This is a genomic window from Erythrobacteraceae bacterium WH01K (assembly GCA_027941995.1).
Taxonomy (GTDB): Bacteria; Pseudomonadota; Alphaproteobacteria; order Sphingomonadales; family Sphingomonadaceae; genus CAJXSN01.
In genome coordinates this window covers 2,584,970-2,610,623 of the sequence record CP115966.1, presented here as the reverse complement: position 1 = coordinate 2,610,623, position 25,654 = coordinate 2,584,970, and the positions used below count along the sequence as shown (strand labels likewise).

21 protein-coding genes are annotated in these 25,654 nt (G+C 65.7%); 10 read left to right on the top strand and 11 right to left on the bottom strand.

All coding sequences use genetic code 11. From position 1 onward, the window contains the following. Positions 1 to 795 carry an SDR family oxidoreductase gene (locus PF049_12900; protein ID WBY16471.1) on the bottom strand — a complete coding sequence of 265 codons (795 nt, stop codon included), beginning with the start codon at positions 793 to 795 and terminating at the stop codon, positions 1 to 3. A 49-nt stretch (positions 796 to 844) separates the two neighbouring features. Here PF049_12900 and PF049_12895 point away from each other — a divergent pair, with 49 nt between their 5' ends. The 5 genes from PF049_12895 (at position 845) to PF049_12875 (ending at position 4,584) form a co-directional block, all read left to right on the top strand. Next, positions 845 to 2,230 (top strand): DUF839 domain-containing protein, encoded by a 1,386-nt coding sequence (locus PF049_12895; GenBank protein ID WBY16470.1) that lies wholly within the window; start codon positions 845 to 847, stop codon positions 2,228 to 2,230. Between the two features lie 49 nt (positions 2,231 to 2,279). Then, on the top strand, positions 2,280 to 2,837 hold the full coding sequence (locus PF049_12890; GenBank protein ID WBY16469.1) for a TMEM165/GDT1 family protein: 558 nt from the start codon (positions 2,280 to 2,282) through the stop codon (positions 2,835 to 2,837). Positions 2,838 to 2,937: 100 nt separating this feature from the next. Next, the gene (locus tag PF049_12885; protein WBY16468.1) at positions 2,938 to 3,399 is read left to right on the top strand and encodes a DNA starvation/stationary phase protection protein; all 462 of its coding nucleotides are present in this window, start codon (positions 2,938 to 2,940) and stop codon (positions 3,397 to 3,399) included. A gap of 76 nt (positions 3,400 to 3,475) precedes the next feature. Further along, positions 3,476 to 4,099: a 6-phosphogluconolactonase gene (locus tag PF049_12880; GenBank protein WBY16467.1), complete on the top strand. Its 624-nt coding sequence runs from the start codon at positions 3,476 to 3,478 to the stop codon at positions 4,097 to 4,099. After that, positions 4,087 to 4,584: an NUDIX domain-containing protein gene (locus PF049_12875; GenBank protein ID WBY16466.1), complete on the top strand. Its 498-nt coding sequence runs from the start codon at positions 4,087 to 4,089 to the stop codon at positions 4,582 to 4,584. Before PF049_12880 ends, PF049_12875 begins: the two co-directional genes overlap by 13 nt. Here PF049_12875 and dinB read toward each other — a convergent pair. After that, positions 4,581 to 5,732, bottom strand: a complete 1,152-nt coding sequence (dinB, locus tag PF049_12870) for a DNA polymerase IV (protein ID WBY16465.1) — start codon at positions 5,730 to 5,732, stop codon at positions 4,581 to 4,583. The two genes, PF049_12875 and dinB, sit on opposite strands and share 4 nt — an antisense overlap. Positions 5,733 to 5,849: 117 nt before the next feature. Between dinB and PF049_12865 the strand changes: the two genes are divergently transcribed. Next, on the top strand, positions 5,850 to 7,109 hold the full coding sequence (locus PF049_12865; protein ID WBY16464.1) for a multidrug effflux MFS transporter: 1,260 nt from the start codon (positions 5,850 to 5,852) through the stop codon (positions 7,107 to 7,109). Here the strand turns inward: PF049_12865 and PF049_12860 are convergent. The 7 genes from PF049_12860 to crtY are packed head-to-tail and all read right to left on the bottom strand — an operon-like array spanning position 7,106 to position 15,911. After that, positions 7,106 to 8,659, bottom strand: coding sequence for a carboxyl transferase domain-containing protein (locus tag PF049_12860; protein ID WBY16463.1), 1,554 nt, complete (start codon positions 8,657 to 8,659; stop codon positions 7,106 to 7,108). The two genes, PF049_12865 and PF049_12860, sit on opposite strands and share 4 nt — an antisense overlap. After that, positions 8,656 to 9,585 (bottom strand): aldo/keto reductase, encoded by a 930-nt coding sequence (locus PF049_12855; GenBank protein ID WBY16462.1) that lies wholly within the window; start codon positions 9,583 to 9,585, stop codon positions 8,656 to 8,658. Before PF049_12855 ends, PF049_12860 begins: the two co-directional genes overlap by 4 nt. After that, positions 9,582 to 11,531: an acetyl/propionyl/methylcrotonyl-CoA carboxylase subunit alpha gene (locus tag PF049_12850; GenBank protein WBY16461.1), complete on the bottom strand. Its 1,950-nt coding sequence runs from the start codon at positions 11,529 to 11,531 to the stop codon at positions 9,582 to 9,584. The genes PF049_12855 and PF049_12850 overlap by 4 nt, the downstream gene beginning before the upstream one ends. 42 nt (positions 11,532 to 11,573) lie before the next feature. Beyond that, positions 11,574 to 12,578 (bottom strand): phytoene/squalene synthase family protein, encoded by a 1,005-nt coding sequence (locus PF049_12845; GenBank protein ID WBY16460.1) that lies wholly within the window; start codon positions 12,576 to 12,578, stop codon positions 11,574 to 11,576. Then, positions 12,575 to 13,156, bottom strand: a complete 582-nt coding sequence (locus tag PF049_12840) for a TIGR00730 family Rossman fold protein (GenBank protein WBY17928.1) — start codon at positions 13,154 to 13,156, stop codon at positions 12,575 to 12,577. Before PF049_12840 ends, PF049_12845 begins: the two co-directional genes overlap by 4 nt. Before the next feature lie 20 nt (positions 13,157 to 13,176). Continuing rightward, the gene (locus tag PF049_12835) at positions 13,177 to 14,682 is read right to left on the bottom strand and encodes a phytoene desaturase (protein WBY16459.1); all 1,506 of its coding nucleotides are present in this window, start codon (positions 14,680 to 14,682) and stop codon (positions 13,177 to 13,179) included. Then, positions 14,679 to 15,911: a lycopene beta-cyclase CrtY gene (crtY, locus tag PF049_12830; GenBank protein ID WBY16458.1), complete on the bottom strand. Its 1,233-nt coding sequence runs from the start codon at positions 15,909 to 15,911 to the stop codon at positions 14,679 to 14,681. Before crtY ends, PF049_12835 begins: the two co-directional genes overlap by 4 nt. Positions 15,912 to 16,030: 119 nt before the next feature. On the opposite strand from crtY, the gene PF049_12825 reads away from it, so the two are divergent. Next, positions 16,031 to 16,915 carry a MipA/OmpV family protein gene (locus PF049_12825; GenBank protein WBY16457.1) on the top strand — a complete coding sequence of 295 codons (885 nt, stop codon included), beginning with the start codon at positions 16,031 to 16,033 and terminating at the stop codon, positions 16,913 to 16,915. 54 nt (positions 16,916 to 16,969) lie between these two features. On the opposite strand, the gene PF049_12820 is transcribed toward PF049_12825, so the two are convergent. Then, positions 16,970 to 19,060, bottom strand: a complete 2,091-nt coding sequence (locus PF049_12820) for a S9 family peptidase (GenBank protein ID WBY16456.1) — start codon at positions 19,058 to 19,060, stop codon at positions 16,970 to 16,972. Between the two features lie 117 nt (positions 19,061 to 19,177). Between PF049_12820 and PF049_12815 the strand changes: the two genes are divergently transcribed. The 3 genes from PF049_12815 to PF049_12805 all read left to right on the top strand — a co-directional run bounded on the left by PF049_12815 (position 19,178) and on the right by PF049_12805 (position 23,067). Then, on the top strand, positions 19,178 to 20,455 hold the full coding sequence (locus PF049_12815; protein WBY16455.1) for an amidohydrolase family protein: 1,278 nt from the start codon (positions 19,178 to 19,180) through the stop codon (positions 20,453 to 20,455). A 133-nt stretch (positions 20,456 to 20,588) separates the two neighbouring features. Next, positions 20,589 to 22,403, top strand: a complete 1,815-nt coding sequence (locus tag PF049_12810; protein WBY16454.1) for a DUF885 domain-containing protein — start codon at positions 20,589 to 20,591, stop codon at positions 22,401 to 22,403. 175 nt (positions 22,404 to 22,578) lie between these two features. After that, on the top strand, positions 22,579 to 23,067 hold the full coding sequence (locus PF049_12805; GenBank protein WBY16453.1) for a hypothetical protein: 489 nt from the start codon (positions 22,579 to 22,581) through the stop codon (positions 23,065 to 23,067). A gap of 137 nt (positions 23,068 to 23,204) precedes the next feature. Here PF049_12805 and PF049_12800 read toward each other — a convergent pair whose 3' ends face one another. After that, positions 23,205 to 25,598, bottom strand: coding sequence for a hypothetical protein (locus PF049_12800; protein ID WBY16452.1), 2,394 nt, complete (start codon positions 25,596 to 25,598; stop codon positions 23,205 to 23,207). Positions 25,599 to 25,654 lie beyond the last annotated feature (56 nt).

Sequence of the window (25,654 nt, the reverse complement as noted above, 5' to 3'; positions counted from 1 at the left end):
TTATCTCGGCGGCATCCGGATTGCGCCGTCGAGGCGGAACTGGTGGCCGTTTATGTAGGTGTTGCGCGCGATCTCCACGATCAGGCTGGCGAATTCCTCCGGTTCGCCGAGCCGCTTGGGGAAGGGGACGCTGGCATTGAGCTGGTCCCACATCTGCGGATTGCGGTCCTTCATCCCCAGCATCAGCGGCGTCGCGAAAATGCCCGGCATGACGCTGTTCACGCGGATGCCCACATCCATCAGGTCGCGCGCCATGGGCAGGACGAGGCCGTTCACCCCGCTCTTGCAGCTGCCATAGATCACCTGGCCGATCTGGCCATCCTGTGCCGCGACGCTGGCGGTCAGGACGATGGCCCCGCGCTCGCCGTCATCGTTAAGCGGATCGCTGTTCGCCATGCCGAGCGCCGAATGGCTGGCGATGCGGTAACTGGAGACGAGGATCCCTTCCGCGCCGTAGGCATAATCCTCGGTAGAGAGCCGCTTGTACCGCCCGCTCTCCTTGTCCCAGCCCAGCGTCTTGCCGCGGCGGCTGGTCATGGCGCAGTGGATCGTGACCCGTTCCTGCCCGTGCGCGCTGCGGGCTGCGGCGAAGCCGTCCTCCACCGATGCCTCGTCCGTGATGTCGACGTGATGGAACGTGCCGCCGATCTCCTCGGCGCAAGTCGGGCCTTTCTCGGTATCGATGTCGAAAATGGCGACCTTCAGACCCTCTGCGGCCAGTGCCCGGGCGCTGGCGAGGCCCAAGCCCGACGCGCCGCCCGTCACTACCGCACCTAGTCCATCTTCAAGTTTCACGAGGCTCTCTCCTTATTGACTGTCATAACGCTGTAGCCGTGATAGGCTGATGTCAAACGACCCATTCGACAGGATCTTCGAGACGATGAACGCTTTCTCCAATACCAGCCGCCGCCGGTTCCTCGCCGCGACGGGCAGCGCGTTCGCTGCCCTTTCCGCCAGCGGGTGCAGCACCGCACCCGCGCCGCAGATCGCGCGCGCCGGCAATCCGGGGCGCGGCGCGACCGGCTACGGTCCGCTGGTGAAGGACCCGGCGGGCATGCTCGACCTGCCGGAAGGCTTCTCCTACCGCGTGCTTTCGCGGCTGGGCAATGCCATGTCGGATGGCGGCGCCGTGCCGGACAAGGCGGACGGCATGGGCTGCCTCGACCTCGGAAATGGCAGGATCGCGCTGGTGCGCAACCACGAACTCGTCCCGACCGACGATGCGGGCGGCACGCTCGCACATGGATACGGCACCCGCGACGGGACCATCGTTCCCGGCGGGACGACGACCATCGTGCTGGATGCGCAAACGCTTGCCGTCGAACAGGAATACCGCAGTCTGGCGGGCACGATCCGGAACTGTTCGGGCGGAGTGACGCCGTGGGGCAGCTGGCTGACCTGCGAGGAAGCGCCGACCGGGCCGGGCCAGCGCTATGGCGAAGGGCTGGCGAAGAACCATGGCTGGGTGTTCGAAGTCCCCGCCGCCGCGGGCCGGCAGGTGGAGGCCGTGCCGCTGACCGCCATGGGCCGCTTCAACCACGAGGCCGCCTGTGTCGATCCGCGGTCGGGCATCGTCTACCTGACGGAGGACAGGGACGACTCGGTGCTTTATCGCTTCCTGCCGAAAGAGCCCGGCAATCTGGCGGCGGGCGGACGCCTGCAATTCATGGTCGCCACCGATGGCACGCGCGACAGCCGCAACTGGGATGGCAGCGCCATGCAGGTCGGCGTCGCGAAGGCTGTGCGCTGGATCGATATCGACAATGTCGAAGCGCCAGAGGACGACCTCCGCTTGCGTGCCGCAGCCGAGGGCGGTGTCCTGATCGCGCGCGGCGAAGGCATCCACATGGGCGAGGACGAATTCTACGTCTGCTCGACCAGCGGCGGCGCGAAGAAGCTGGGGCAGGTGTTCCGCATCCGGCCCGGCTATGACGGCGCGGACGACCGGTTCGAGCTGTTCTTCGAAAGTGAAAGCAAAGAGCAGTTCAATTACGGCGATAACCTGACCGTCGCCCCGTTCGGCGACCTGATCGTGTGCGAGGACCAGTATACCGATCCTGTCGACAATTACCTGCGCGGCATCACGCCCGAAGGTGTCGCCTATCCCTTCGGCCGGCTGAACATGCAGACCGAACTGGCGGGCGGCTGTTTCTCCCGCGATGGCAAGTGGTTCTTCGTCAATGCCTACAGTCCCACGGTGACGGTGGCGATTACCGGCCCCTGGGTCTGACGAGGCAGGGACGGGGGCCGCAAACCGGCTCCCGTTGCCCGGCGCGACGATGTCCGGTTTCCTCTTCGCCTTCGTCGCCGCGCTGCTGATCGGGCAGGGCGCGCGCGACCAGTTGCTGGTGGCGCAGATGGCCGCGCGGACACGGACCACGATACTGGCGGCAGGATGGGCCGCGGTTGTTGTCTCGGCCGTGGTCATGGCCTTTGCCGGGGCCAGTATCGCGGGCCTCCTGCCGACATCGGGCCGCCGGATGCTGGTCGCGTTCTCGTTGATCGCAGCGGCAGTGGAACTGGCGTGGCCCAATCGGGACACCGCTGCGGCGGAGCCGACGCGATCCGTCTTCGCCGCCTTCCTCGTCCTGTGCCTGAGACAGTTCGGCGATGCCTCGCGCTTCATCATTTTCGCCCTCGCTGCCGCTACCGCGATACCTGCTCTTGTGGCGCTGGGCGGCGCGCTGGGCGGCGTGGCGGCCATCACGCTTGGCTGGCTGGCCGGAGAGCGGCTGGAAAAAACCGTGCCTTTACGGGCGCTTCGCCTCGCACTGGCAGCGGCGACGCTGGTGGCCGGGGTTGTAATCGGATTATCCGCACGCGGCCTAATCCTTTGATCGACGATATCGATTGCTCTGAATGCGACTTCGCCGGAAACCCGCGAGGGCTTTCGCGCATTACCAATGCGAAACCCAAAACAATCCGGAGGCAAGACATATGGCAGACGCAGGCGACAATTCGAAACGGGCACTGGTCGACGAACTGAACGGGCTCCTGGCCGATCATTTCGCGCTCTACATCAAGACCAAGAATTTCCACTGGCACGTTGCAGGACCGCGTTTCCGCGACCTGCACCTGTTGTTCGACGAACAGGCCGTGGAAATCCGCGACCAGATCGACGACATTGGCGAGCGCGTGCGCAAGAACGACATGATGACGCTAACTTCTGTCGGCTCCGTCGCAAAGCATACGCAGGTCAAGGACCAGGACGACGTGACCCTGACGCCCGATGCGATGGTCACCGAACTGCGCGACGACAACGCAGCGCTGGTCAAGCGCCTGAAGGGCATGAAGGAACTGGCCGAGAAGGCCGGCGACAATGCGACCGACGGCCTGCTCGACGACTGGACCGACATGGCGGAAGAGCGTGTCTGGTTCCTCAGCCAGACGCTGAAGTAAGGTTCTTCGCGAAATACGAATGCGACAGGCCGCGTCCGGGGATGCCCGGGCGCGGCCTTTGCGTTAGGATGCATCCATGCAGAACCTCACCATCAAGGAAAACGCAAAGCCCGGCGACATTGCAGACTGGTTGGAGGCCCGGCTTACAAAGGCTCTGGCCAATACCGACGGGCCCGTTCCGATCGCCGTGCCCGGCGGGTCGACACCGTTCCCGATCATGGAGGAACTGGTCCGCCGTTCGCTCGATTGGAAGCGCATCGTGGTCTGGCCGGGCGACGACCGGATCGTGCCGGAAGATCACGCTGCCTCCAACACCGGCAAGCTGCGTGTCCTGTTCGAGCCTGCAGGGGCGGAGGTCGCGGCGCTGACCGTGATGGAGAAGATTCCGCATTTCACGCTGTGCTGGCTCGGCATGGGCAGCGACGGGCATATCGCCTCGCTGTTTCCCAACACCGATCCGCAGGTGGATGCCCCGCAAAAGATCGTGCGGCTGACGCCCGACCCGCTGCCGCCCGAGGCTCCTTTCGACCGCATCTCCTTGACGATACCGGCGCTGCTGGAGAGCGAAGACATCCTGTTCACGCTCGGCGGCAATGCCGACAAGGCTCGTATCTTCGACGTCGCAGCAAAGGGAGAGAACGACCTGCCGGTGGCCCGCCTGCTGGGCGCGGCGACGCAGGACGTTACGTGCTTCACCTGATCCAGTCGTTGGTCCCGCGACCCCTGCACCGGGCAGCATTGAAGGGCGCGCACAGGGTCCGCCATCGCTGGCGGCTCTGGCGCAAGGTGCAACTGGAAGGGGTGTCGGTGATCCTGCGCAGCGGTGCGGGAGAGATATTACTGGTCCGGCACGCTTACGGACCGCAGGTCTGGACCTTGCCGGGCGGCGGGATGAAACGCGGGGAAGAGCCGGTCGAGACCGCACGGCGCGAGATGCAGGAAGAACTGGGCGCCGTGCTGGTCGATGCGCGCTATCTGGGCTTCGTGGACGAGACGCTGTCGGGCTCTCCTCACCGTGCCCATGTCGTCACCGCTGGACTGTACGGACCGCCGGCCGCCGACCGGCGCGAGATCGAAAGCGCCGCATTCTTCGCCCTGGACGCCCTCCCGCAGCCGCTCAGCACGCTTGCCGCGACCAGGATCGCCCTGCTGGGGCAAGCTGGGGCTGGAACAGGTTCGCGCTAGAACAGGGCCAGCTGGCCGGTCTTCCCATCGCGGCGGCGCGATTCCTCGTCTCCGTCGCGTTCCAGGTTCGACAGGGTGAGGCCCATCAGCCGGATCGGGCGGGGAAGGGGAATTTCCTCCTCCAGCAATTCGCGCCCCAGCCGCGCGAAAGTGTCCTTGTCCTCCACCAGCTGGCTGACCGACTGGGCACGCGTGTGCAGCGTGAAATCGTTGTATTTCAGCTTCAGCGTCACGGTCTTTCCCTTTGCCTGCGCCCGCTCGATCCTCTCCCACACGATGTCGACGATGCGTTCCAGCGTCTCCCGCAGGGCGTCCGCCTCGTGAATGTCCGCGCTGAAGGTCCGCTCCCCGCCGACGGATTTGCGCAGGCGGTTCGATCGCACGGGGCGCAGGTCCACGCCGCGTGCCGCACGGAACAGGTAATCGCCGAAGCTCCCGAAGTGCTGGCGCAGCCATGCGCGGTCCTTCGCGGCTATGTCAGCGCCTGTCTCCAGGCCCAGCCGCCTGCACTTCTCCTCCGCTTTGGGCCCGATCCCGTGGAAGCGGCGGACGGGCAGCGACTGGACAAAGGCCTCGCCCTCGCCGGGGCGGATGACGCAGATGCCATCGGGCTTGTTCTGGTCGCTCGCCAGCTTGGCCAGGAACTTGTTGTAGCTGACCCCGGCGCTGGCCGTCAGGTCCGTCTCCTCGCGGATGCGCTTGCGGATGGCCTGCGCAGTGGCGGTGGCAGAGCCCATGCCCTGCAGGTCTTCGGTGATGTCTAGATAGGCCTCGTCGAGGCTGAGCGGTTCGACGAGCGGGGTGTAGAAACGGAAGATCTCGCGGATCTGCTGGCTCGCCTCGCGGTAGGCATCGAAGCGCGACTTCACGAATACGAGGTCGGGACAGAGCCGTTTCGCGGTAACGGACGGCATGGCGCTGCGCACGCCGAACTGCCGCGCCTCGTAACTGGCCGCCGCGACCACGCCGCGCCCGCTGGACCCGCCGACGGCCACGGGCTTCCCCCGCAATTCGGGATTGTCGCGCTGTTCGACGCTGGCGAAGAAGGCGTCCATGTCGACATGGATGATCTTGCGCAGGCCTTCGGCTTCGCTGTCGACTTCGCCCCTGGGGTCGCCCTCGCGGTTCTGTTCGCCCGTTTCGTCCACGCCTTCCTATCTAGGGAGCGTGCTGCGGCAGGGGAACCATTTCGCCGATTTGCGAATTCTTCGCACATGCAACAAAACGGGTGGTCAAGGGGCGGTGCGGTCGCCAAGGAAACAGTCATGGCGCGCGACAACACTCCAGCCCCTGCCACGCAGGCAATCCGGAAAGCCATCGGCGAGACCGAGCTCATATGGATGATGGCCATGCTGATGGCGCTGCAGGCCTTCGGTATCGACGCCATCCTGCCCGCGCTCGACGAGATTGCGGCCGATTTCGGCGGCCTTGGCAACGAACGGCAATTCGTCGTCGGCGCCTACCTGCTGGCTGCAGGGGCGGGCGCGCTGGTGCCCGGCGCGCTGGCCGACCGGTTCGGGCGGCGTCCGGTCCTGCTGACCTCCATCGCGATCTATATCGTGCTGTCGCTGGCCAGTGCCTTCGCCAATGTGTTCGAGGTGCTGGTTGGCATTCGCGCAGCGCAGGGCTTTCTCGGCGCAGGGATCGTCGCCCTGCCGCCCGCCATCATCCGCGACCGGGTGGGCGGCGACAAGATGGCCCGCATGATGAGCCTCATCTTCGTCATCTTCCTGCTGACGCCCGCCGTCGCGCCCAGCATCGGGCAGGCGATCCTGCTGCTGGGCGACTGGCACCTGATCTTCCTGGCCATGGCGCTGCAGGGCTGCCTGATCTTCGCCTGGGTCTGGTTCCGCCTGCCGGAATCGCTGGCGGAGGAGAACCGCCAGCCCATCCGCCCCTCCGTCATCGGCGGCAACATGAAGCGCGCGATCGGCCTGCGGCAGGCCATCGGATACATCTTCGGCAGCGCGCTGGTGTTCGGCGCCCTGTTCGGGTTCATCAATTCCAGCCAGCAATTGATCGGAGAGACCTTCGGCGCGAGCGACAGCTTCCCGCTGATCTTCGGGCTGTGCGCCGGGTCCATGGCCGTCACCAACTGGTCGAACTCCCGCATCGTCGAACGCTTCGGTGCGCGCCGGGTCAGCCATACGGCGCTGTTCGCCTTTGTCGGCATTGCCGCGCTGCAGGTATTCTTCGCCTTCCAGCCGGAGCAGTCGCTGTGGCAATTCGTGCCCTTGATGGCTGCGAACATGGCGCTGCTGGGCTTCATCGGGACCAATTTCGGATCGATTGCGATGAACCCGTTCTTCGACATCGCGGGCGCGGCCAGCTCGGTCCATGCCAGCCTGCGCCTGACGACCGGCGCGGTGCTGGGATCGCTGATCGGCTATCTCTACGACGGCACGGCACGGCCTTTGGCGCTGGCGCTACTGGCCGCAGGGCTGACCAGCCTGGCGCTGGTGCTGTTCAGCGAGCGGGGCCGCCTGTTCGGCCCGCCGCAGGATGAAATGCAGCGCCCCGACTAACGCTCGCTGTCCAGCCGCCGCCACGCGAGCTGCGCGAATTCGCACAATAGCGGGCGGGTATCGCGCGGATCGATGATGTCTTCGACATTGAACCGTTCGGCGCTGCGGAACGGGCTGGTGACCTTGCCAAGGCGTTCGCGGATGGCCTCCAGTTCCGCCTCCGGGTCGTCCGATGCTTCCAGTTCCGACTTGTAGGCGACCTCGATCCCGCCCGCGATGGGCAGGCTGCCCCAGTCGCCCGATGGCCAGCAATAGCGGTACTGGTGGCGGTCGGCATTGCTCATCGCGCTACCCGCAATGCCGTAAGCGCGGCGCATGACTACGGTGGCGAGCGGCACGCTGGCGCGGTAGACCGCGTTCATCGCCTGCACCCCGTAACGGATCGTGCCCGCCATTTCCGCCTCGCGCCCGATCATGAAGCCCGGATTGTCGACCATGTGGACGATCGGGAGGCGGAACTGGTCGGCCAGCTTCACGAACCGCTCGACCTTCTCTGACGTCTTGGCGTCCCACGATCCGCCCAGGAAGCTGGGATCGCTGGCCAGCACGGCGACGGGCCAGCCGTCCAGCCGGGCAAGCGCGGTGATGCAGGCCCGGCCCCAGTGGCGCCCGATCTCGAACACGGTGCCGGAATCGAACACCATGTCGAGGCACCGGCGCATGGAATAAACCTGCTTCTCCTCGCGCGGGACGAGGCTCAGCAGCGCTTCCTCGCGCCGGTCCGCCGGGTCGCCCGTGTCGATGCGGCCTGCCGCCTGGCCGACATATTCTGGCATGAAGGACAGGAAGTGCCGCGCCCGGGCGAAGGCTTCGGCTTCGCTTGCCACCTCGTCGTCGACCACGCCGTTGCGGGTATGGATGGCGCTGCCGCCGAGGTCTTCCTTGGCGTCGGCATAGCTGGCGGACTCGCTTTTCCACGCATCGCCCATGCCATCGACCACGGCGGGACCGGCGGCGAAGATCTGGCTCAGCCCCTTGACCATGACAGAGTAATGGCTGGCGACCGTGCGCGCCGCGCCAAGGCCTGCCGTCGGGCCCAGCGCCAGCGCGACCACGGGCACGCTGTCGAGGTTCTGCACCACGTCGCCCCAGCCGGGCACCGCGGGGATGTAGGTCGCGCCGATCTGTTCCAGCGTCTTCACGCTGCCGCCGCCGCCCGTGCCGTCGATCATGCGGATGATGGGCAGTTTCAGCTCGTGCGCCATGCGCTCGGCCTGCACCATCTTGCGGGAAATCCCGGCATCCGCCGCGCCGCCGCGAATGGTGAAATCGTCAGCGGTCGCGACGACGGGGCGGCCGTTCACCAGGGCCTTGCCGAACAGGAAGGGAGCGGGGGTGACGCCCGTCAGGTCGCCATTGTCGTCATACGCGCCCTTGCCCGCAATCTTGCCGATCTCGCGGAAGCTGCCGTCATCGACCAGTGCGGACAGGCGCGCTCGGGCATCCATCTTGCCCCGGCCATGCTGGCGCGCGACCTTTTCCTTGCCGCCCATTTCCTCCGCCAGCGCCTCGCGGCGGCGTAGTTCGCCAAGTTCGCGCGCCCAGCTCATGGAAGCGGAGCGCCGCGTGCGGCGGTGAACACCGCGTACCACTCCTCGCGCGACCACTGGAGGTCCCAGACCTTTGCCGCGGCTTCGATGCGGCCTGCGTTCTGGGAGCCGATGATGGGGACGATGCCGGCGGGATGCGCCATCAGCCAGCTATAGGCGGCGACAGTGCGATCGACGCCGCGTTCGTCGCCCCAGTCGGCCAGCGCGCGGGCGACCGAATGTTCGCGGTCCCCCTCGGGCCGCATAAGCCGCCCTCCGCCCAGCGGGGACCACGCGAGCGGGGTGAGGCCCAGCCGCATGGCCTGGTCCATCTCGCCATTGTCGATGGCATCTATCCGCAGGGGGCTGATTTCCGGCTGGGTCGTGGCGAGCGGGGTGCCGAGCAGGGCGGACAGTGTCTCGATCTGGTGGACGGTGAAGTTCGACACGCCGACCGCGCCGACCTTCCCGCTGGCGAGGGCCGCATCGAGGAAGCCCGCCAGTTCCTGCGGATGGGTCAGGATGTCGGGGCGGTGGATCTGATAAAGCTCGACCCGCTCGACCTGCAGCCGCTTCAGCGAGGCGTCGAGCGCGCTGTCCATGTAGCTGCGCGACTGGTCATAGGGCAGCGGCGGCATGATGCCGCCTTTGGTCGCCAGTACGATGCGGCTGCGAAGGTCAGGCTCGCTGGCGAAAACCTCTCCCAGCATGACCTCCGCATCGCCGAAGCCGTTTTTGCCGTCGAAGCCGTAGATGTCGGCGGTGTCGAACAGGTCGATCCCGGCATCGAGCGCGGCATGGGCGAGCCGTGCGAGGCCCGGTACGCCGTCGTCGATATCGCCATCTATTAGATCAGGCGTGCGCCACATTCCCCACGCGATGGTGGAGGCTTCAATGCCAGAAGCGCCAAGCACGCGGCGGCGGGGCGGAGTGGGGAGGCGGGTCATTCTTCGTCTGGCTCCACGATTGCGAGGACCGCCTCGACTTGCACTTGACCGCCTGTCGCAGCGGAAAGCCCAGTCACGGTCCCGTCGAAGGGCGCGGTGAGCGCGTGTTCCATCTTCATCGCCTCGAGCACCATCAGCCGCTGGCCCGCGGTAACCGCATCGCCCTCCGCCACATCGACCGCGATGACCTTGCCCGGCATCGGCGCGAGGATCGCGCCGTCGGCTGCGGAGGCGGCGGTGCCGGTATCGGGTCGCAAGGACAGGCGGTGGACTGCACCGCCCTCGGTCAGAAGCACTCCGTCGCCGACCATATCCATACTGGCATTGGCGACCATCCAGCCATCGAGCATCGGAGCCTCGATCGCCGCACCATCAAGATAGGCGGTGGTGTGCTCTTTTGGCCGCGCGTTGAGTCGGAAACCCTTGGCGAGGACAGGCATGGCGAACGGCGGTGGCGCGCCGAACCGCGCGTCATTGCGCGACAAAGGCTGTCGCACCGGATTGACCAGCATCGAGACAGCCGAAGCGATATTGGCGTCGGTCGGTCGTCCCGGTTCTACGAGAGCATCGCCGAGCTCGGCGATCGTGCCTGTGGTCATGCGCGCCTCGCGAAAAGCCTCGGCATCGAGCAGGCGGTAGAGAAACGCCGCGTTGGTTTTTACCCCATGGACCCGCAACAGGCTGCCAAGCGCGCTGCGCAGCTTTCCGATCGCACCGTTACGCGAATGGCCATCGGGCAGTGCTTCATGGGCGATGACCTTGGCGATCATCGGGTCGTAAAATGGAGAGATTGCAGCGCTTTCCTCCACGCCGGTATCGAGCCGGATCTCGGCCGATCCCTGCAAGTCATCGAAGCGGAAGACATCGAGCGTACCTGTGCTCGGCAAGAACCCCTTTGCCGGATCCTCGGCATAAAGCCGCGCTTCGATGGCGTGACCGTTGATCGACAACTCTTCTTGCTTCAGAGGAATAGCCTCCCCACTCGCCACGCGCAGCTGCCATTCGACCAAGTCCACGCCAGTGATTTCCTCGGTTACCGGATGCTCGACCTGAAGGCGGGTGTTCATTTCCATGAAGAAGATGCGGTCGGCGCGCAGGCCTTCGCTGGCGTCGGCGATGAACTCGATCGTGCCTGCGCCCTCGTAATCGACTGCCTTGGCGGCGCGCACGGCGGCTGCGCAGATTTCTTCACGCGTGGCCTCATCCATGCCGGGGGCAGGGGCTTCCTCGATCACTTTCTGGTGGCGGCGCTGGAGCGAGCAGTCGCGTTCGAACAGGTGGACGACATTGCCATGGGCATCGCCGAAGACCTGCACCTCGATATGGCGGGGCGAGGTGATCCACTTTTCCAGCAGCACCTCGTCGTTGGAGAAGCTGGCCTTGGCCTCGCGCCGGCAGCTTTCGAGGCTCGCTTCGAAATCCGCCGCGCTATCTACCTTGCGCATCCCCTTGCCGCCGCCGCCCGCGACGGCCTTGATCAGCACTGGATAGCCGATGGCGTCGGCCTCTTTCTTCAGGCGCTCGACGGACTGGTCCTCGCCCTCGTAGCCCGGCGTCACCGGCACGCCCGCCTCGCGCATCAGCTTCTTGGCGGCATCCTTCAGGCCCATCGCCTCGATGCTGGAGGGCTTGGGGCCGACCCAGATCAGCCCTGCATCGATCACGGCCTGCGCGAAGCCCGCATTCTCCGACAGGAAGCCGTAGCCCGGATGGATCGCTTCGGCGCCCGTCTCCTTCGCCGCCGCGATGATCTTCTCTCCGACAAGATAGCTCTCGGCGGCGGGGGAGGGGCCGATATGCACCGCCTCGTCGGCCTGGCGCACGTGCAGCGCCTTGGCGTCGGCATCGGAATAGACAGCGACCGTGGCGATCCCCATGGCGCGCGCGGTGCGGATGATGCGGCAGGCGATCTCGCCGCGGTTGGCGATCAGGAGTTTTGCAATCATGGCGACGGGATTAGTCCGCGTGCCCGCCCTTGACCAGTCCTGTTACCAGCCCCGGATCGGCTGCAGATCGGGCCGCGTATATTCCGGCCAGTCGCGAGGCGGGACGGGGCGGTTGACCACCGCTTCGCCAAAGCCGGCGATGACATGGCCGATCTTCGCCAAGCGCGAGACCCGAACGCGGTTATTCCACGCCAATTGCCCCTGGCGGCGCACCTTGCGACCGATCGCGCCATAGATGCGCGCGGCGGAATAGATCGCCCAGCGGTTGCGGAACCGCAGGCGCTGCGCCCCGCAGCGGGCCGCCTGTTCGTACGTTTCCATCAGCCCGACCAGCCGCGCACTAACCGCGGCAAGGGCGAAGCGGTTCTCCGGCGCGGCGTGGCGGCCCGGCTCCAGGTCCGCCTCCGCCAGCCATTCGGCGGGCAGGTAACAGCGTCCGGCCTCCGCATCCTCCACGATGTCGCGCGCGATATTGGATAGCTGGAAGGCAATCCCAAGGTCGCATGCGCGGTCGTAGACGAAGCTGTCGTCGGGCGCATTCATCACCCGCGCCATCATCACGCCGACCGCGCCTGCGACATGGTAGCAATAGCGCAGCACGTCCTTTTCCGTGCGCGGCTGGAAATCGCCCGCATCCATCGCGAAACCGGCAATCACATCGTCGGTCATGTCCTTGGACAGGCCGGTTTCGGCGGCAACCTGCCCCAACGCGTCGAACGCCGGATCGGCGGTCGGCTGGCCTTCCAGGGCGCGGCGGGTAAGGACGCGCACCGCCTGCACGCGGTCTTCGATCCCGGCCTGGTTGCCCAGCTGGCCGCCCATGTCCTGCCCGTCGGCCAGGTCGTCGCAGCGGCGGCACCATGCGTAGAGCAGCCAGACCCTCTCGCGCGTCGTCTTGTCGAACAGCGAGGACGCCATCGCGAAGCTGTGCGAACCTTCGGAAATGGTCTCATGCGCCTTTTCCACCAGCGCATCGCGGTTCCTGCCGCCGCCTGCGGCAACGGGTGCGACCTTCAGGTCATTGAGGAGGCGGCGGTTCTGGCTCAAAGATCGTCGGCTTTCATGCGGAATATCGGCGTATGTGGCTCATAATCGGCCATTGCGTCCAGTAGCTGTGGCAGGGTTTCCCTAGCAATCAGTATACCCTGGTGCGCGGGCCGCACGAAACCGACCTCCGCCATGCGCCGGTTGAACGCGATCAGGTCGTCGTAGAAGCCGAAGGCATTGAGCAGGCCGACCGGTTTTGTATGATAGCCGAGCTGTGCCCAGCTCATCGCTTCCCACAATTCGTCCATTGTGCCGACGCCGCCGGGAATGGTCACGAACCCGTCGCTCAGATCGGTGAAGCGCTGCTTGCGCTCGTGCATGCCGCCGACCGTATAAAGCTCGGTGCAATCGCGATTGGCGACTTCGCTGCCCGCCAGCGCTTCGGGAATGACGCCGATGACCTCGCCGCCCGCGTCCAGCGCGCCGCCGGCGACCGCGCCCATGAGGCCGAGCCTGCCGCCGCCATAGACGACGCCGATGCCGCGCTCCGCCAGGCCTGCGCCGACATTGCGGGCCAGTTCCATGTAACGCGGGTCGTCCGGCGTGGCGGAACCGCAATAGACGGCGAGGCGCCGCATCGGATTGGCTGGCCGCTCGCTCATGCCGGGACGCTTTCCAGAAGATCTTCGATCATCAGGCCGGCCGTCGCCTTGGCGCTGCCGACGACGCCGGGGATGCCGGCGCCCGGATGCGTGCCCGCGCCGACCAAGTAGAAGTTGCGGATCACGTCGTCGCGGTTGTGGCCGCGGAACCAGGCGCTTTGCGTCAGCAGCGGCTCCAGGCTGAAGGCGCTGCCCAGATGCGCGTTCAGGTCATGCGCGAAATCCTTCGGCGCGTAGCTGAACTTGGTCACGATGCGGTCGTGAATGTCGGGGATCAGGCGGCGACCGATCTCGTCCAGGATGCGCTTTTCCAGCTGCGGGCCGACCGTGTCCCAGTCCACCTTCAGCTTGCCCATGTGGGCCACGGGGACCAGCGCATAGAACGTGCTTTTGCCCGGCGGCGCCATGCCGGGATCGGTCACGGTCGGGTGATGCAGGTAGATGCTGAAGTCCTGCGGCAGCACGCCGTGGTCGTAGATGTCGTCGAGCAGCCCCTTGTAGCGCGGTCCGAACAGGATCTGGTGATGGGCGATGCCGGGCCATGTGCCCTCCAGCCCGAAATGGACGACGAACAGGCCGGGCGAGAATTTCTTGCGTTTCAGCCGCTTGCCCATGCGCCAGCCGCGCTGGCTGCGGCCCAGCAGGTCGCGGTAGGAATGCATGATGTCGGCATTGCTGGCGACCGCGTCGAACCGCTCGCGAAAGCCGCTGGCCGTCTCGACCTCGGTCGCCCGGTTGTTTTCCTCGTGCACCTGCACCACTGCATCGCCCACGATCATGCGCCCGCCGAGGCGTTCGAAATGGCGGACCATGCCGGCAATCAGGCGGTTGGTTCCGCCTCTGGTCCACCACACGCCGCCTTCCATCTCCAGCTTGTGGATCAGCGCGTAGATGCTGCTGGTCTTCATCGGATTGCCACCGACGAGCAGGGTGTGGAAGCTCAGCGCCTCGCGCAGTTTCTCGCTTTCCACGAAGCTGCTGACCATCGAATAGACGCTGCGATAGGCCTGTTTCTGCGCCAGCGCGGGCGCGGCCTTCATCATTGACTTGAAATCGAGGAACGGCACCGTGCCCAGCTTCACATAGCCTTCTTCGTACACGCCCGCGCTGTATTCGAGGAAGCGCTTGTACCCTTCAACGTCGGCCGGGTTCAGCTTGGCGATCTCGGCGAACAGTTCCTCGTGGTCGTTCGAGTAGTTGAAATTCGTGCCGTCGGGCCAGTTGAGACGGTAGAAGGGCGACACCTTCATCAGTTCCACGTCGCGGGCCATGTCGTGGCCGGTCAGTTCCCACAATTGGGTCAAGCAGTCGGGATCGGTGACGACGGTCGGCCCGCCATCGAAGGTGAAGCCGTCTTTCTCCCAGTAATAGGCGCGGCCGCCGGGCTTGTCGCGCGCCTCGATCACGGTCGTCTGGATGCCGGCGCTCTGCAGGCGGATGGCGAGCGCCATGCCGCCGAAACCGGAACCGATGACGCAGGCAGTCTTGCCTTCTGAGCTCATGGAGACGGGTCTTTCTGTTGCTGTGGCGCAGTCAGGGGATCGCGCGAGGAAAGGAGGGCGCCGATGGCGCGTATGACGGGAACGGGCGGACGGCCCGAAAGTATCCGCAGCCGGTCGGCAAAAGTGCTGCGCGCTGCATAGAACCGCTCGATAAGGGGCTCGGGCAGGCGATAGAAGCGCTCGAAGACGCGGTAGCGGTGGGCGGGACGGGCAGCGCCGAACAGCATCTGGCCCAGCAGCCTGTAAAAGCCGGTCCGCTTCCACACCCGCCGGGCCTGCGCGTCGAGCAGGGCGGCCAGCTGGTCGCCCGGCAGGTCGGCATTGTTCGCCACGAGCAGCGCGGTCTCGACCGCGTGGGGCAGGGTATAGCTGGTGAGCGGGTGGACCATCAGCCCCGCCGCGCCCGCTTTGGCGACGCCCGGCGTGCCATGCGCCTGCTGGTATTCTGCAATGCTGCCGCCGGTGATGACCGGCAGGACGCCCGTTTCCCCGCCCAGTATCTCGCCTTGCCAGCCGTTTTCACGGCAATAGGCGTCGATGCGCGAGGACAGGGCGCGCCGGTCCAGCACCGGGCTGTCGTCGTAATAGGTGTCTTCCACGAACAGCTCGTCCACGCCCAGCGGCAGGACGTAGACGAAACGGTATGCGCCGCCATCGGCCCCGCCGCCCGCCCCGCCGGAAGACAGCTGGTCGACCGCGGCATCCATGATGACCGGGCGTTCCAGCCCGTGGGGGGCATCGGTGCGCAAGTGGCGTCCCATGAAGACCTGCCATCCGCCGCGCAGGCTGTCATGCGGCAGGAAGCCCCGGCAATCGATTACCGCGCGCGCATCGACCCGCGATCCGTCCGCCAGGGTAATGCCGCGCGCGTCGAGGTTCGCGATCTCGCGCCCCGGCAGCAGCGTGTCCTGCGCCAGTTCGCGCCGCAGGGCGGCATCGAAATCCTCCGACGAGAGCGAGCGGTAATGCGCGGCCAGCGTCCGCTCATGCGCGGGAAAGCGGACATCGTAGCCCTGCCATGCCGTCTTGCGGAAAGGGGCCAGCAAGGCCTCGCCCCCATCCGGCAGGTCGCTTGCGAACCAGCTCCACCGGTGATTGCCGCCCATGGCGTCGCCGCGTTCGATCAGCGCGACCGATAGTTCGGGCCGGGCACGGCGCAGCGCGAGGGCAATGAGCCCCCCGGCCAATCCGCCGCCTGCGATGGCAATATCGACCCTGCGATCCGTCATTCCTGCCAGCCCTAGGGCGCGCGGGGTGAGCGGGCAATCCGGCTTAAAGGTGGTGAGGCGAGGAACCCGCATGGCGTATCACCGTTCTCGAAGGCATAATCCCGGGAGCATTCCATATCATGACCATCCGTAACGCGGCATTTCTTGCCAGCGCAGCCATCCTTGCAGCCTCCACCCCTGCAGCCGCGCAGGACGCCGGGCCGGAAACGGGACCCGCAGGGCCGCCGCTGCCTTCCGAAACGGTGTTCGACGGCGATTTCCTCAGCATCGGGGTCGGGGCGGGCTTCGGTCCCAGCTATACCGGGTCCGACGATTACGTCGTTTTCCCGCTGCCCATCGTGCAAGCCAGTTACAAGGGGATAGACATCAATCCGCGCCCGGCGGGGCTTGCCATCGACTTCATTCCCGATGCGGATGAAGGCGTCTCGTTCGACCTCGGCGTGGCAGGGCGGCTGCGCAGCGACCGTGCCGACCAGATCGAGGACGAGACGGTGGAACTCTATGGCGAGCTGGACCGCGCGGTCGAGGTCGGCCCCACGGCCGGTATCAGCGTGCCCGGCGTGCTCAACCGGTTCGACAGCGTGACGGTCAGCGTCGATGCGCTGTTCGACGTGGCGGGCGCGCATGGCGGCATGACCGTCAGCCCGTCTGTCACCTATTTCACCCCGCTGAGCCGGGGCGTGGCGGCGTCCATCGGGGCGAGCGCGACTTTCGTCGACGACGATTACGCCGACTATTACTTCTCGGTCCCGCAGGCCGCGACGATCGGGCCCGACCCGCGCCTGCTTCCCGCATTCGATGCCGAGGGCGGCCTGCAGAGCATCGGTGTGAACGCGCTGGTGGCGGTCGACCTCAATGGCGACATCACCGATGGCGGGCTGAGCCTCGTGGCGATCGGCGGTTATTCGCGCCTGATGGGCGATGCGAAGGATACGCCCTTTACCAGCGTGGTCGGCAGTGCGGACCAGTTCCTGGTGGGCGCAGGGATCGGCTACACCTTCTGATGCGCCGTTGAATGCTGCAGGGGGAAGAGCGGCGCTCCTCCCCCCCGCAGGCAATCAGTCCTCGCTGCCCGCCTCGTCCTCGCCGCCGAGGTTCAGGAGCGGGCGACTGGCAGGCATTTCCGCATCGCGGTCGCCGGTCTTCAGATAGGTGTCGAACCAGCGCAGCATCCGCTTGTTGTAGTCATAACGGCTGGATGCCTTGCGATTGCCGTGCCCTTCGCCCGGATACAGCACCATGCGCAGCGGCGTGTCGGGATTGCGGATCTTCACGAAGCGGTAAAGCTCGTAACTCTGGCCCGGATCGACGCGCGTATCCTCCAGCCCGTGCATGATCAGCAGCGGGGTCTTGGCCCGGTCGGTGTAATAGATCGGGCTGACTTCCAGCATCTTCTGCCAGTCGTCCCACGGCCACGCGCGGCTGTGAACATTGTACATCTCGAACGGGATGTCGCCCGTGCCGAACTTGCTGGTCTGGTTGGAAATGCCGACGAACATAACGGCAGCGGCATATTCGTCCGAATAATGCGTCGCGCCCCATGCGCTGGCATAGCCGCCATAGGAGCCCCCGGTGATGCCGGTGCGGTCCGGATCGGTGATGCCTTCGGCGACGAGGTGCTTCTTGGCATCCACGATGTCGCGGAACTCAGGATCGGTGTAGTTGCCCTGGTGCTGCTTGGCATAATCGACGCCGTAGCCGGTCGAACCGCGATAGTTCGGGTGGAACACGGCATAGCCTTCGCCCGCCGCCATCTGGCCCGGCATGGAATAGGCGGTCAGCCAGCCATTGGAATAATGCGCTTCCGGCCCGCCATGGACCATCATGATCGTCGGGCTGCCCCCGCGCGCCGGGCCGCCGACCGGCTCGATCAGGATGCCTTCGACCTGCTGGCCATCGGTCGCGGTGTAGGTCACCGTGCGCTGCGTGCCCATGTCGATGTCCGACAGCCACGCATTGTGGTTGGTCCAGCGGGTGAAGGTCCCGTTCGCGTATTCATACAGTTCCGTCGGGTGGGAAGGGCTGTTGGCCCAGACCATCAGCCGGTTCCCGCCGCGCGCCATGCCGGTCGGGATCAGCTCGCCCGGATCGACCGTTTCCGCGACGCTGCCATCGGCATTGTAGATACGCAGCATGGCATCGGCGCCGACATGGATGATCGCGGCCAGCCGTCCGTCGGCCAGCCACTCGGCATCGACCGCAGCCTCCGCCGCGCCCGCATTGAGCGCGCGGTAGCTGCCGTCGGAGATGGAGCCCAGGTGCAGCGTCGTGGCGGCGGGATCGTTCATGTCGACCCCGGCAATCATCGAGACCTGCGACCCGTCGGGCGAAATCTCGACATCCTCCAGCTTGCCCGGCGTTTCGAACGTGGTCCGGACCGTGCCCGTGGCGAGGTCCAGCACGTGGCTGCGCTTCTGCGTGTAGCTGTCGTCGATCACCGGGGTGGGCGCGCTGTCGATCACGGCCGTCTGTCCGCCCGGTGCGATGCGAACCGCGCTGACATAGCCCGGCACGTCGATCCGGACCGGATCGGCGTCGACATCGCTGCCGACCGATGCGCGGAACAGGCGGTTGAACCTGAATTCTTCCTCGTAGACGATGGAGACGAAGCCGGCATCCGCCTCTTCCTCGCGCTGTTCGTCCTCTGCGGCGCCGGCCAGCATGTAGATCGAACCGCTGTCGGGCGACCATTCGTGGCTCAGCACGTTCGCGCCGTCGACCTCGGCCAGCTTGCGCTGCGCGCCGCCATCGACCGGAATGCCCCAGACGGCGCGGTCTTCTTCATCCTTCGCCCAGACGAAGCTGACCATGCGGCCATCGGGGGAGAACTTCACGTTCGAGGGACTGATGTCGTCCGGCAGGAAACTGCGCGCATTGTCCGGCCCGAAGGCCATCTTGAGTTCCTGCGTCGTGGTGCCGTCCTTTTCCCCGGCTGTCACGTCGGGCAGGCTGGCGGTGGTGTAGGCGACGCGGCTGCCATCGGGCGACACGGCGACGGCGCCGACCGCTTCCAGCTTCGCCACGTCCTCTGCCGTCATCGGGCGGGCGAGGGCGGCGGCCGGGACCAGCAGGCTGGCGGTCAGCAGCGCTGCGCGCACAGTGCGCACGGTGTGCGCGGCGCGGCGCGGCGTCTTGAAGAATGTTTGCATCGGGGAGGGACCTCTCTCGTTTGAAATCTTTCGCCCAGGCCTATAGCGAACGGGAAAACAAGCGCAAACCGGGCCGAAGGAACGGGCTGCGGGCGCATCATCAAGGGGAGGGTATCGATGAATTTCACCGCGATCATGCTGGCAGGGGTGGCCACGCTGGCAATGGCAGCGCCCGCGCTGGCAGATACGACCATCATCCACGCCGGCGCCGTGCTGGACAGCGCGGACGGGGAATTGAGCGGTCCCGCCACGATCACGGTGACGGACGGGCGCATCGTTTCCATTACCGACGGATTTGCGCCGGTGCCGGACGGTGCGGACCGGGTGCACCTGCCGGATCATACCGTGCTGCCCGGCCTCATCGACCTTCATACGCACCTGTCGGGCGATCCCAGCGGCGAGTTCTGGCGCGCCGCCACCACGCCGCCCGAATGGAACGTGCTGGTCGCGGCGAAGAATGCGCGCGTCACGGCGCGCGCCGGCTTCACCACCGTGCGCGACCTCGGCTCGCGCACCGACCAGGTCACCCAGATGCTGCGCCGTGCGACGGAGGAAGGCATGATGCCGGGCCCGCGCGTCGTCACCTCGGCCCGAACCATCGCCATCGTCGGCGGACATGGCGACACCAACGGCTTCCGCCGCGGAGTTGGGGAAATGCTGGCGAGCGATTTCACCTGCACCGGCGCGGTCGAATGCGCCGAAACCGTGCGCACCGCATCGAAATACGGCGCCGACCTCATCAAGATCACCGCGACCGGCGGCGTGCTGAGCCAGCAGGGCCGCGGTCTGGAAGCGCATTTTTCCGACGCCGAGATGAAATCCATCGTCGATACCGCCGAAACGCTGGGCCTGAAGGTCGCCGCCCACGCCCACGGTGCACGCGGGATCGAGGCTGCCGCGAGGGCCGGCGTGCAGACGATCGAGCACGGGACCTATATCGACGAACAGGCCGGGCGCGTCATGCGCGAGCAGGGCACGATCCTGATCCCCACTTTGATGGCACTGAAAGGCGTGTCGGAAAATCTCGGCACGGGCTTCTACACCCCGGTGGTGGAGGAAAAGATCCGGCAGGTATCGAGCTATATGGGCACGCTGGTCAGCCGCGCGCGCGATTACGGCGTGAAGGTCGCTTTCGGGACGGATGCGGGCGTTTTCCCCCACGGACGCAATGCAGAGGAATTCGCCCTGCTGCGCGAACAGGGCCTGACCAACCGCGAGGCTCTGGCCAGCGCGACCACCGCCGCGGCCGAGGTCATCGGGCTGGAAAACGAGATCGGGCGGCTCGCACCCGGCTATTCCGCCGACATCATCGCGGTGGAGGGCAATCCGCTGACAGACGTGACCGTGCTGGAAAATGTCGACTGGACGATGGTGCGCGGGCGCGTGATCGACTGATGACCGCTCGTCGGGACAGCCAAGCACTTGATAGAGTGCATCTTCGCCGCCCGGCCTTTGTGGGATAGACAAGCATGATGTAGCGGAAGCTGTCTTCCGCCATCGGAATGACTTGATTGCACAGGGGACCCAAATGAAACTGATCCGCACCGCCTTGCTGGCGACCGCCGCGCTCGCAATGCCGGCCGCGCCCGCACTGGCCGACGACCATATCGATGCGGCCGAGGCCGAAACAGCCATGACGGAAGGCCAGAAGCTGGAGGCGCTGTTCGCCGAATCCGACGAACGCAGCCTCGCGCTCAACCCCATCAGCGGGCTGTTTCGCGGCGATATGCGGCGGGCGGACCGGCTGGGCGATTTCCTGACCGACAGTTTCTTCCTCGCCCAGCGCACCGACACGCAGCTGAACATGGCGCTGCTCCAGCAGATCGATCGCAGCCAGCTGTCGGAAACGGACAAGCTCGCCTACGACGTGTTCCTCTATAACCAGGAACAGGCGCTGAAAGGCACGACGGACGAGATCCGCGCCCTGACCGAAGTGCGCCCGATCAACCATTTCAGCGGCTTCCACACCTTCTATCCCACCTTTGCCAGCGGGCAGAGCGCAGCGCCGTTCAAGACGGTCGAGGATTACGAGAACAACCTGTCGCGCCATGACGATTACATCGCCATCGGCGAACGCGCGATCGACAAGTTCCGAGAAGGCATGGAAACAGGCGTGCTGGAAACGCGCCTGACGATCGAACGGGTCATCAGCCAGTACGACACGCAGCTCGCCATCCCGCTGGAAGAATCCCAGTACTGGGCGCCGGTGAAGGCGATGCCGGAGGATTTCTCCGACGCGGACAAGGCCCGGCTGACTCAGGCGTACCGGGCCAAGACGCAGGAAATCTACGACATCACGGAAAAGACGCGCGATTTCCTGCGTGACGAGTACCTGCCGGTCGCGCGCACCAGCGTCGGCCTGTCGCAGATGAAGGGCGGGGAAGAGCTCTACGCCCAGCTGATCGAGAGCACCACGACCCTGCCGCTGGAGGCCGATTACCTCCACGAGCTGGGCCTGGCGGAAGTCGCCCGGATCAAGAACGGGCTGGAAGAGATCAAGGACGAGGTCGGCTTTACCGGCACGCTCAACGAATTCTTCGACTATGTGCGTACGGACGAGCGGTTCAAGCCGGAAAGCCGCGAGGCGCTGACCCAGACCTATTACGATATCGGCGAGGAAGTGGACGCCCGCATCGGCGACTATTTCAGCCTGCTTCCCAAGACGCCGCTCGAAATCAAGCCCTACGACCCGGCGATCGAACAGTTCAGCGCGGGCGGTTCGTACCAGTCGGGTGCGCCCGACGGATCGCGCCCGGGCACGTTCTATTTCAACGCCTATGACCTGCCCAGCCGCCTGACGACGGGCAATGTCACGCTGTACCTCCACGAAGGCGCGCCGGGGCATCACTTCCAGATCAGTCTGGCACAGGAAAACGGGGACCTGCCCGCCTTCATGCGGTTCGGCGGCAACACCGCCTATGTCGAGGGCTGGGCGCTGTATTCGGAAACGCTCGGCTACGAGATGGGCTTCTTCGAGGACCCGTGGAACCGGTATGGCACGCTGCAGGACGAACAGCTGCGCGCCATGCGGCTGGTGGTCGATACCGGTCTGCATTCCAAGGGGTGGAGCCGCGAGCAGGCGATCGATTTCATGCTGGAAAACAGCGGCATGACCCGGACCGAAGTCGTCGCCGAGGTCGAGCGTTACATCGCAATTCCCTCGCAGGCCCTCGCCTACAAGGTCGGCGCGCTGAAAATCCAGGAACTGCGCGCCGAGGCGGAAGAAGCGCTGGGCGACGATTTCGACATCAAGGAATTCCACGCACAGGTGCTGGGTACGGGCGCGCTGCCCCTGCCGGTGCTGGAAGCCAAGATCGATCGCTGGGTCGCCAGCCAGTCGTAAATCGCACCAAGCACTAGTGAACCGGGAAGGGGCGGGGCCGCGCAGGCCGCCGCCCCTTTTCCTTGGCATGAGGTCCGAAACTGCTCATATCCCGGTCATGTTCGCGGTGGTAAGGATCATGTCCTTCACGGCAGAAGGCCGCCGGGCGCCAATTTCGACAGGGACCAGATACTCCATGAAACCGCATCTCGCCGCTATTTTCGCAACTGCCGTTCTCGCGTCACCCGTCGCCGCTCAGGATCCGGCAGCGCAGGGCCAGCAGGACAGCCTCGGCAGGGCGCAGTTCGTCGCGCAGATGGATGCGCAATTCACCGCGATCGACGGCGATGGCAGCGGCACGATCACCGCGCAGGAAATCGAGACGCGCAGCCAGCAATTGCGGCAGGCCGCGGCGCTGCAGATCAACCGGGCTGCGTTCCGGCAGCTCGACACGGATGGTAACGGCGCGCTGTCGCCGGGCGAATTTGCCGCCTTGGCCGACCCAGCCGGAATCACCAACGTACCAGTCCCGACGGTGCGCGATTTCGACCGCGACGGCGATGGCATCATCAGCCTGATAGAATACCGGATCCGCACGCAGGACAATTTCGATCGTTACGACCAGGACCGCGACGGAACGATGTCGGCTGCCGAAATGCAGGCGGCGGGCATGGGCGCGCGCTGAGCCGCAGTCTGCTTCGGTTTCCTGCAGCCGGCACCCGCGTGCAGTTTCGTACGAAATCCGGACGCGTCGAAGAGAGATGAAGGGCGGCTGCGGCTAAGAGCCTCCCTTTTTATATCCGGACGGGTTTCGCCGGGTCGTCAGAACCCGACGGCGAAGCCGGCCTGGGCCACGACCTCACCATCGCCGCTATTGCCTGCAATCCCACCGCCGATGGCGAAGGAATCGGACAGGCGACCGGTGACGGAAGCAGCATAGCCCTGTTCGCCGTTATAGGTTGCGATATTGCCTCCGATGGTGACGCGCTTGTCCGGCAATGCAATCGCGCTCCCCAATGCCGCGGCCGCCGCGATCCCGCCGCTCATCCGCTGGTCCAGATCGTCCAGGCGGAAAGACATGGCATCCAGTCCGCTTTCGAGCGACGTGACGCGCCCGGTCAGCGTATCGAACTGCGCCCCTGTCACAGCGGCGATGTGGTCGACCGCCACCTCTACCGTGCGCAGGGCACCCGCTGTCGCAACTTGCTGACGTCCCAGGACGCCATTCGCATCTACGGTCACGACGTCGACCGGCCCTTCCTGCACGGATGTGCCCGCATCGATGCCAGCGACGACGACGGCCGTCCCGCCTGCACCCAGGACCAACTGGTTTGCCGCGGTCGTTACCGCGCCGGCGCCAATTGCGGTCGAATTTACATGGACCGCGCTGGCCCCGCTGCCGATTGCGGTCGCAGAGCCCTGGGTAGCGTTCGCTTCAAATCCAAGGGCGGTGGCACGGGTGCCGCTGGCGTTGGCGCGTGTGCCATAGGCCGAACCACGGTTGCCGGCCGTCGCCTGCTGTCCGGTCGCTGCGCCGAGCGTTCCGGTGGCCGATGCGCTTCGTCCGATAGCGACCGTGCCGCCGGCACTGGCGTTTGACAGGGAGCCGATGGCGACCGAGTTAAGGCCCGGCGCCGAGGAGCGCGCGCCGATGGCCGTTGCAAGGTTCGCCCCGACGGACGAACCATTGCCGATTGCCGTAGACTGTTCGAAAGCCGCGGTTACACCGCTGCCGATGGCGGTCGCCCCCGTTGCGCTCGCCCCGGCGCCGGCCCCGATTGCCGTGGAACTGACCGCTGTCGCCCGGCTGTCGGCGCCGATCGCGGATCCGCCGCGCCCGCTTGCCGAAGCATTCGCGCCGAGGGCAAGGCTGGCTATCGCCAACGCCCTAGAGTCGCCGCCCAGCGCCACCGCGTTCTCACCATTGGCGAGAGCCTTGGCGCCGACCGCGACGCTATTCGTTCCCCCGGCATCTGCCTGGCTCCCAATTGCCGTTGCGGCGACATTGCCGGCATAGGAGTTATAGCCGACCGCTACGGACCGTAGGAACTCGGCACTGGCGACTTCGCCCAATGCGGCAGCCTCGTCTCCGGCGCGCGTGGCAAACCCGACTGCAACTCCGGTGAAATTCGAAATCGATTGCGTTCCGACAGCGATGCCTTGGGCGGAATTTGCCGATGCGCGGTTACCGATAGCGATGGCGCTGTTGCCGAGCGACGAGGAGTCGACGCCGATGGCAATGGCATCCGCTCCGCTCGCATCGGCTGCCGGACCGGTGGAATTGGCGGCGAAGTAATCGGCTGCGGCAAACCCTCCGCCTTCAACTGCGGCGACCGCGGCGTTGAGCTGCGCGACATTGACCGCATCGAAATCGTCGATCCCTTGTGCCACGTTCACGATCCGGCGCTGGAGATCGGCGTTGCCCACGGAGACGGTGCGCTCTTCGGAGGCTACCGATTCAGATCCAAGCGCTACGGACTCAGTTGCTTCTGGGCGCGCCTCTGCCAGCGCTCCTATAGCGACAGAATAAGTGCTGAATGATTTGGCAGCGTTACCGATGGCGATATCTGCGCCGCCAGTCGCGCGGGCTCCGCCTTCGTTTGCTGAATTTCCGCTACCGATAGCAATGGAGCCCCCGCCTCCCGCGTAGGTGTCGACACCGAGTGCCATGTCGTAAAGCTGCACAGCATCGCTGTTTCCGCCAAGGGCAATCGCACCGAATTGCAACGCCTGTGCGCTGGGGCCGATCGCAATGGTGAAAATCTCTGCAGCGTTGGCCCCTGACCCGGTCGGGTGACCGGAGGCCAAACCCCCGATAGCTATCGCGCCGGAGCGAAGTGCAGAAGCACCCCAGCCGATTCCGATGGCATAACCTTGATCAGCAAAAGCTCGATACCCTACAGCGACTCCGTTGCTGTCTGCGATGGATCCCGAACCTACAGCAGTACTATAGGACCCGGCATAGGTGCCGAAACCGATGGCGGTCGAATTGGACCAGGCTGCATTTGCGCCGTTCCCGACTGCGGTAGCATTTTGCGAAGGAGCGGTCGCTCCTACCCCGCATTCCAGCCCGTCATCGTCGGTCCCAAGGGTGGCATCGGGCCCGGCACTGATATTGCAGTCAGCGGTTTCGTCCGCCGAGGCGGGGGTGGCAAATATAGTAAAAGCGGTGGTGGCGAGCAGCAGGGCGCTCGCGCGGCGAGTATTGGTATTCATCGAATAACCCCCAATAGGTGACGCGGGATTTCCTGACCCGCTACGATCGCGGGCTA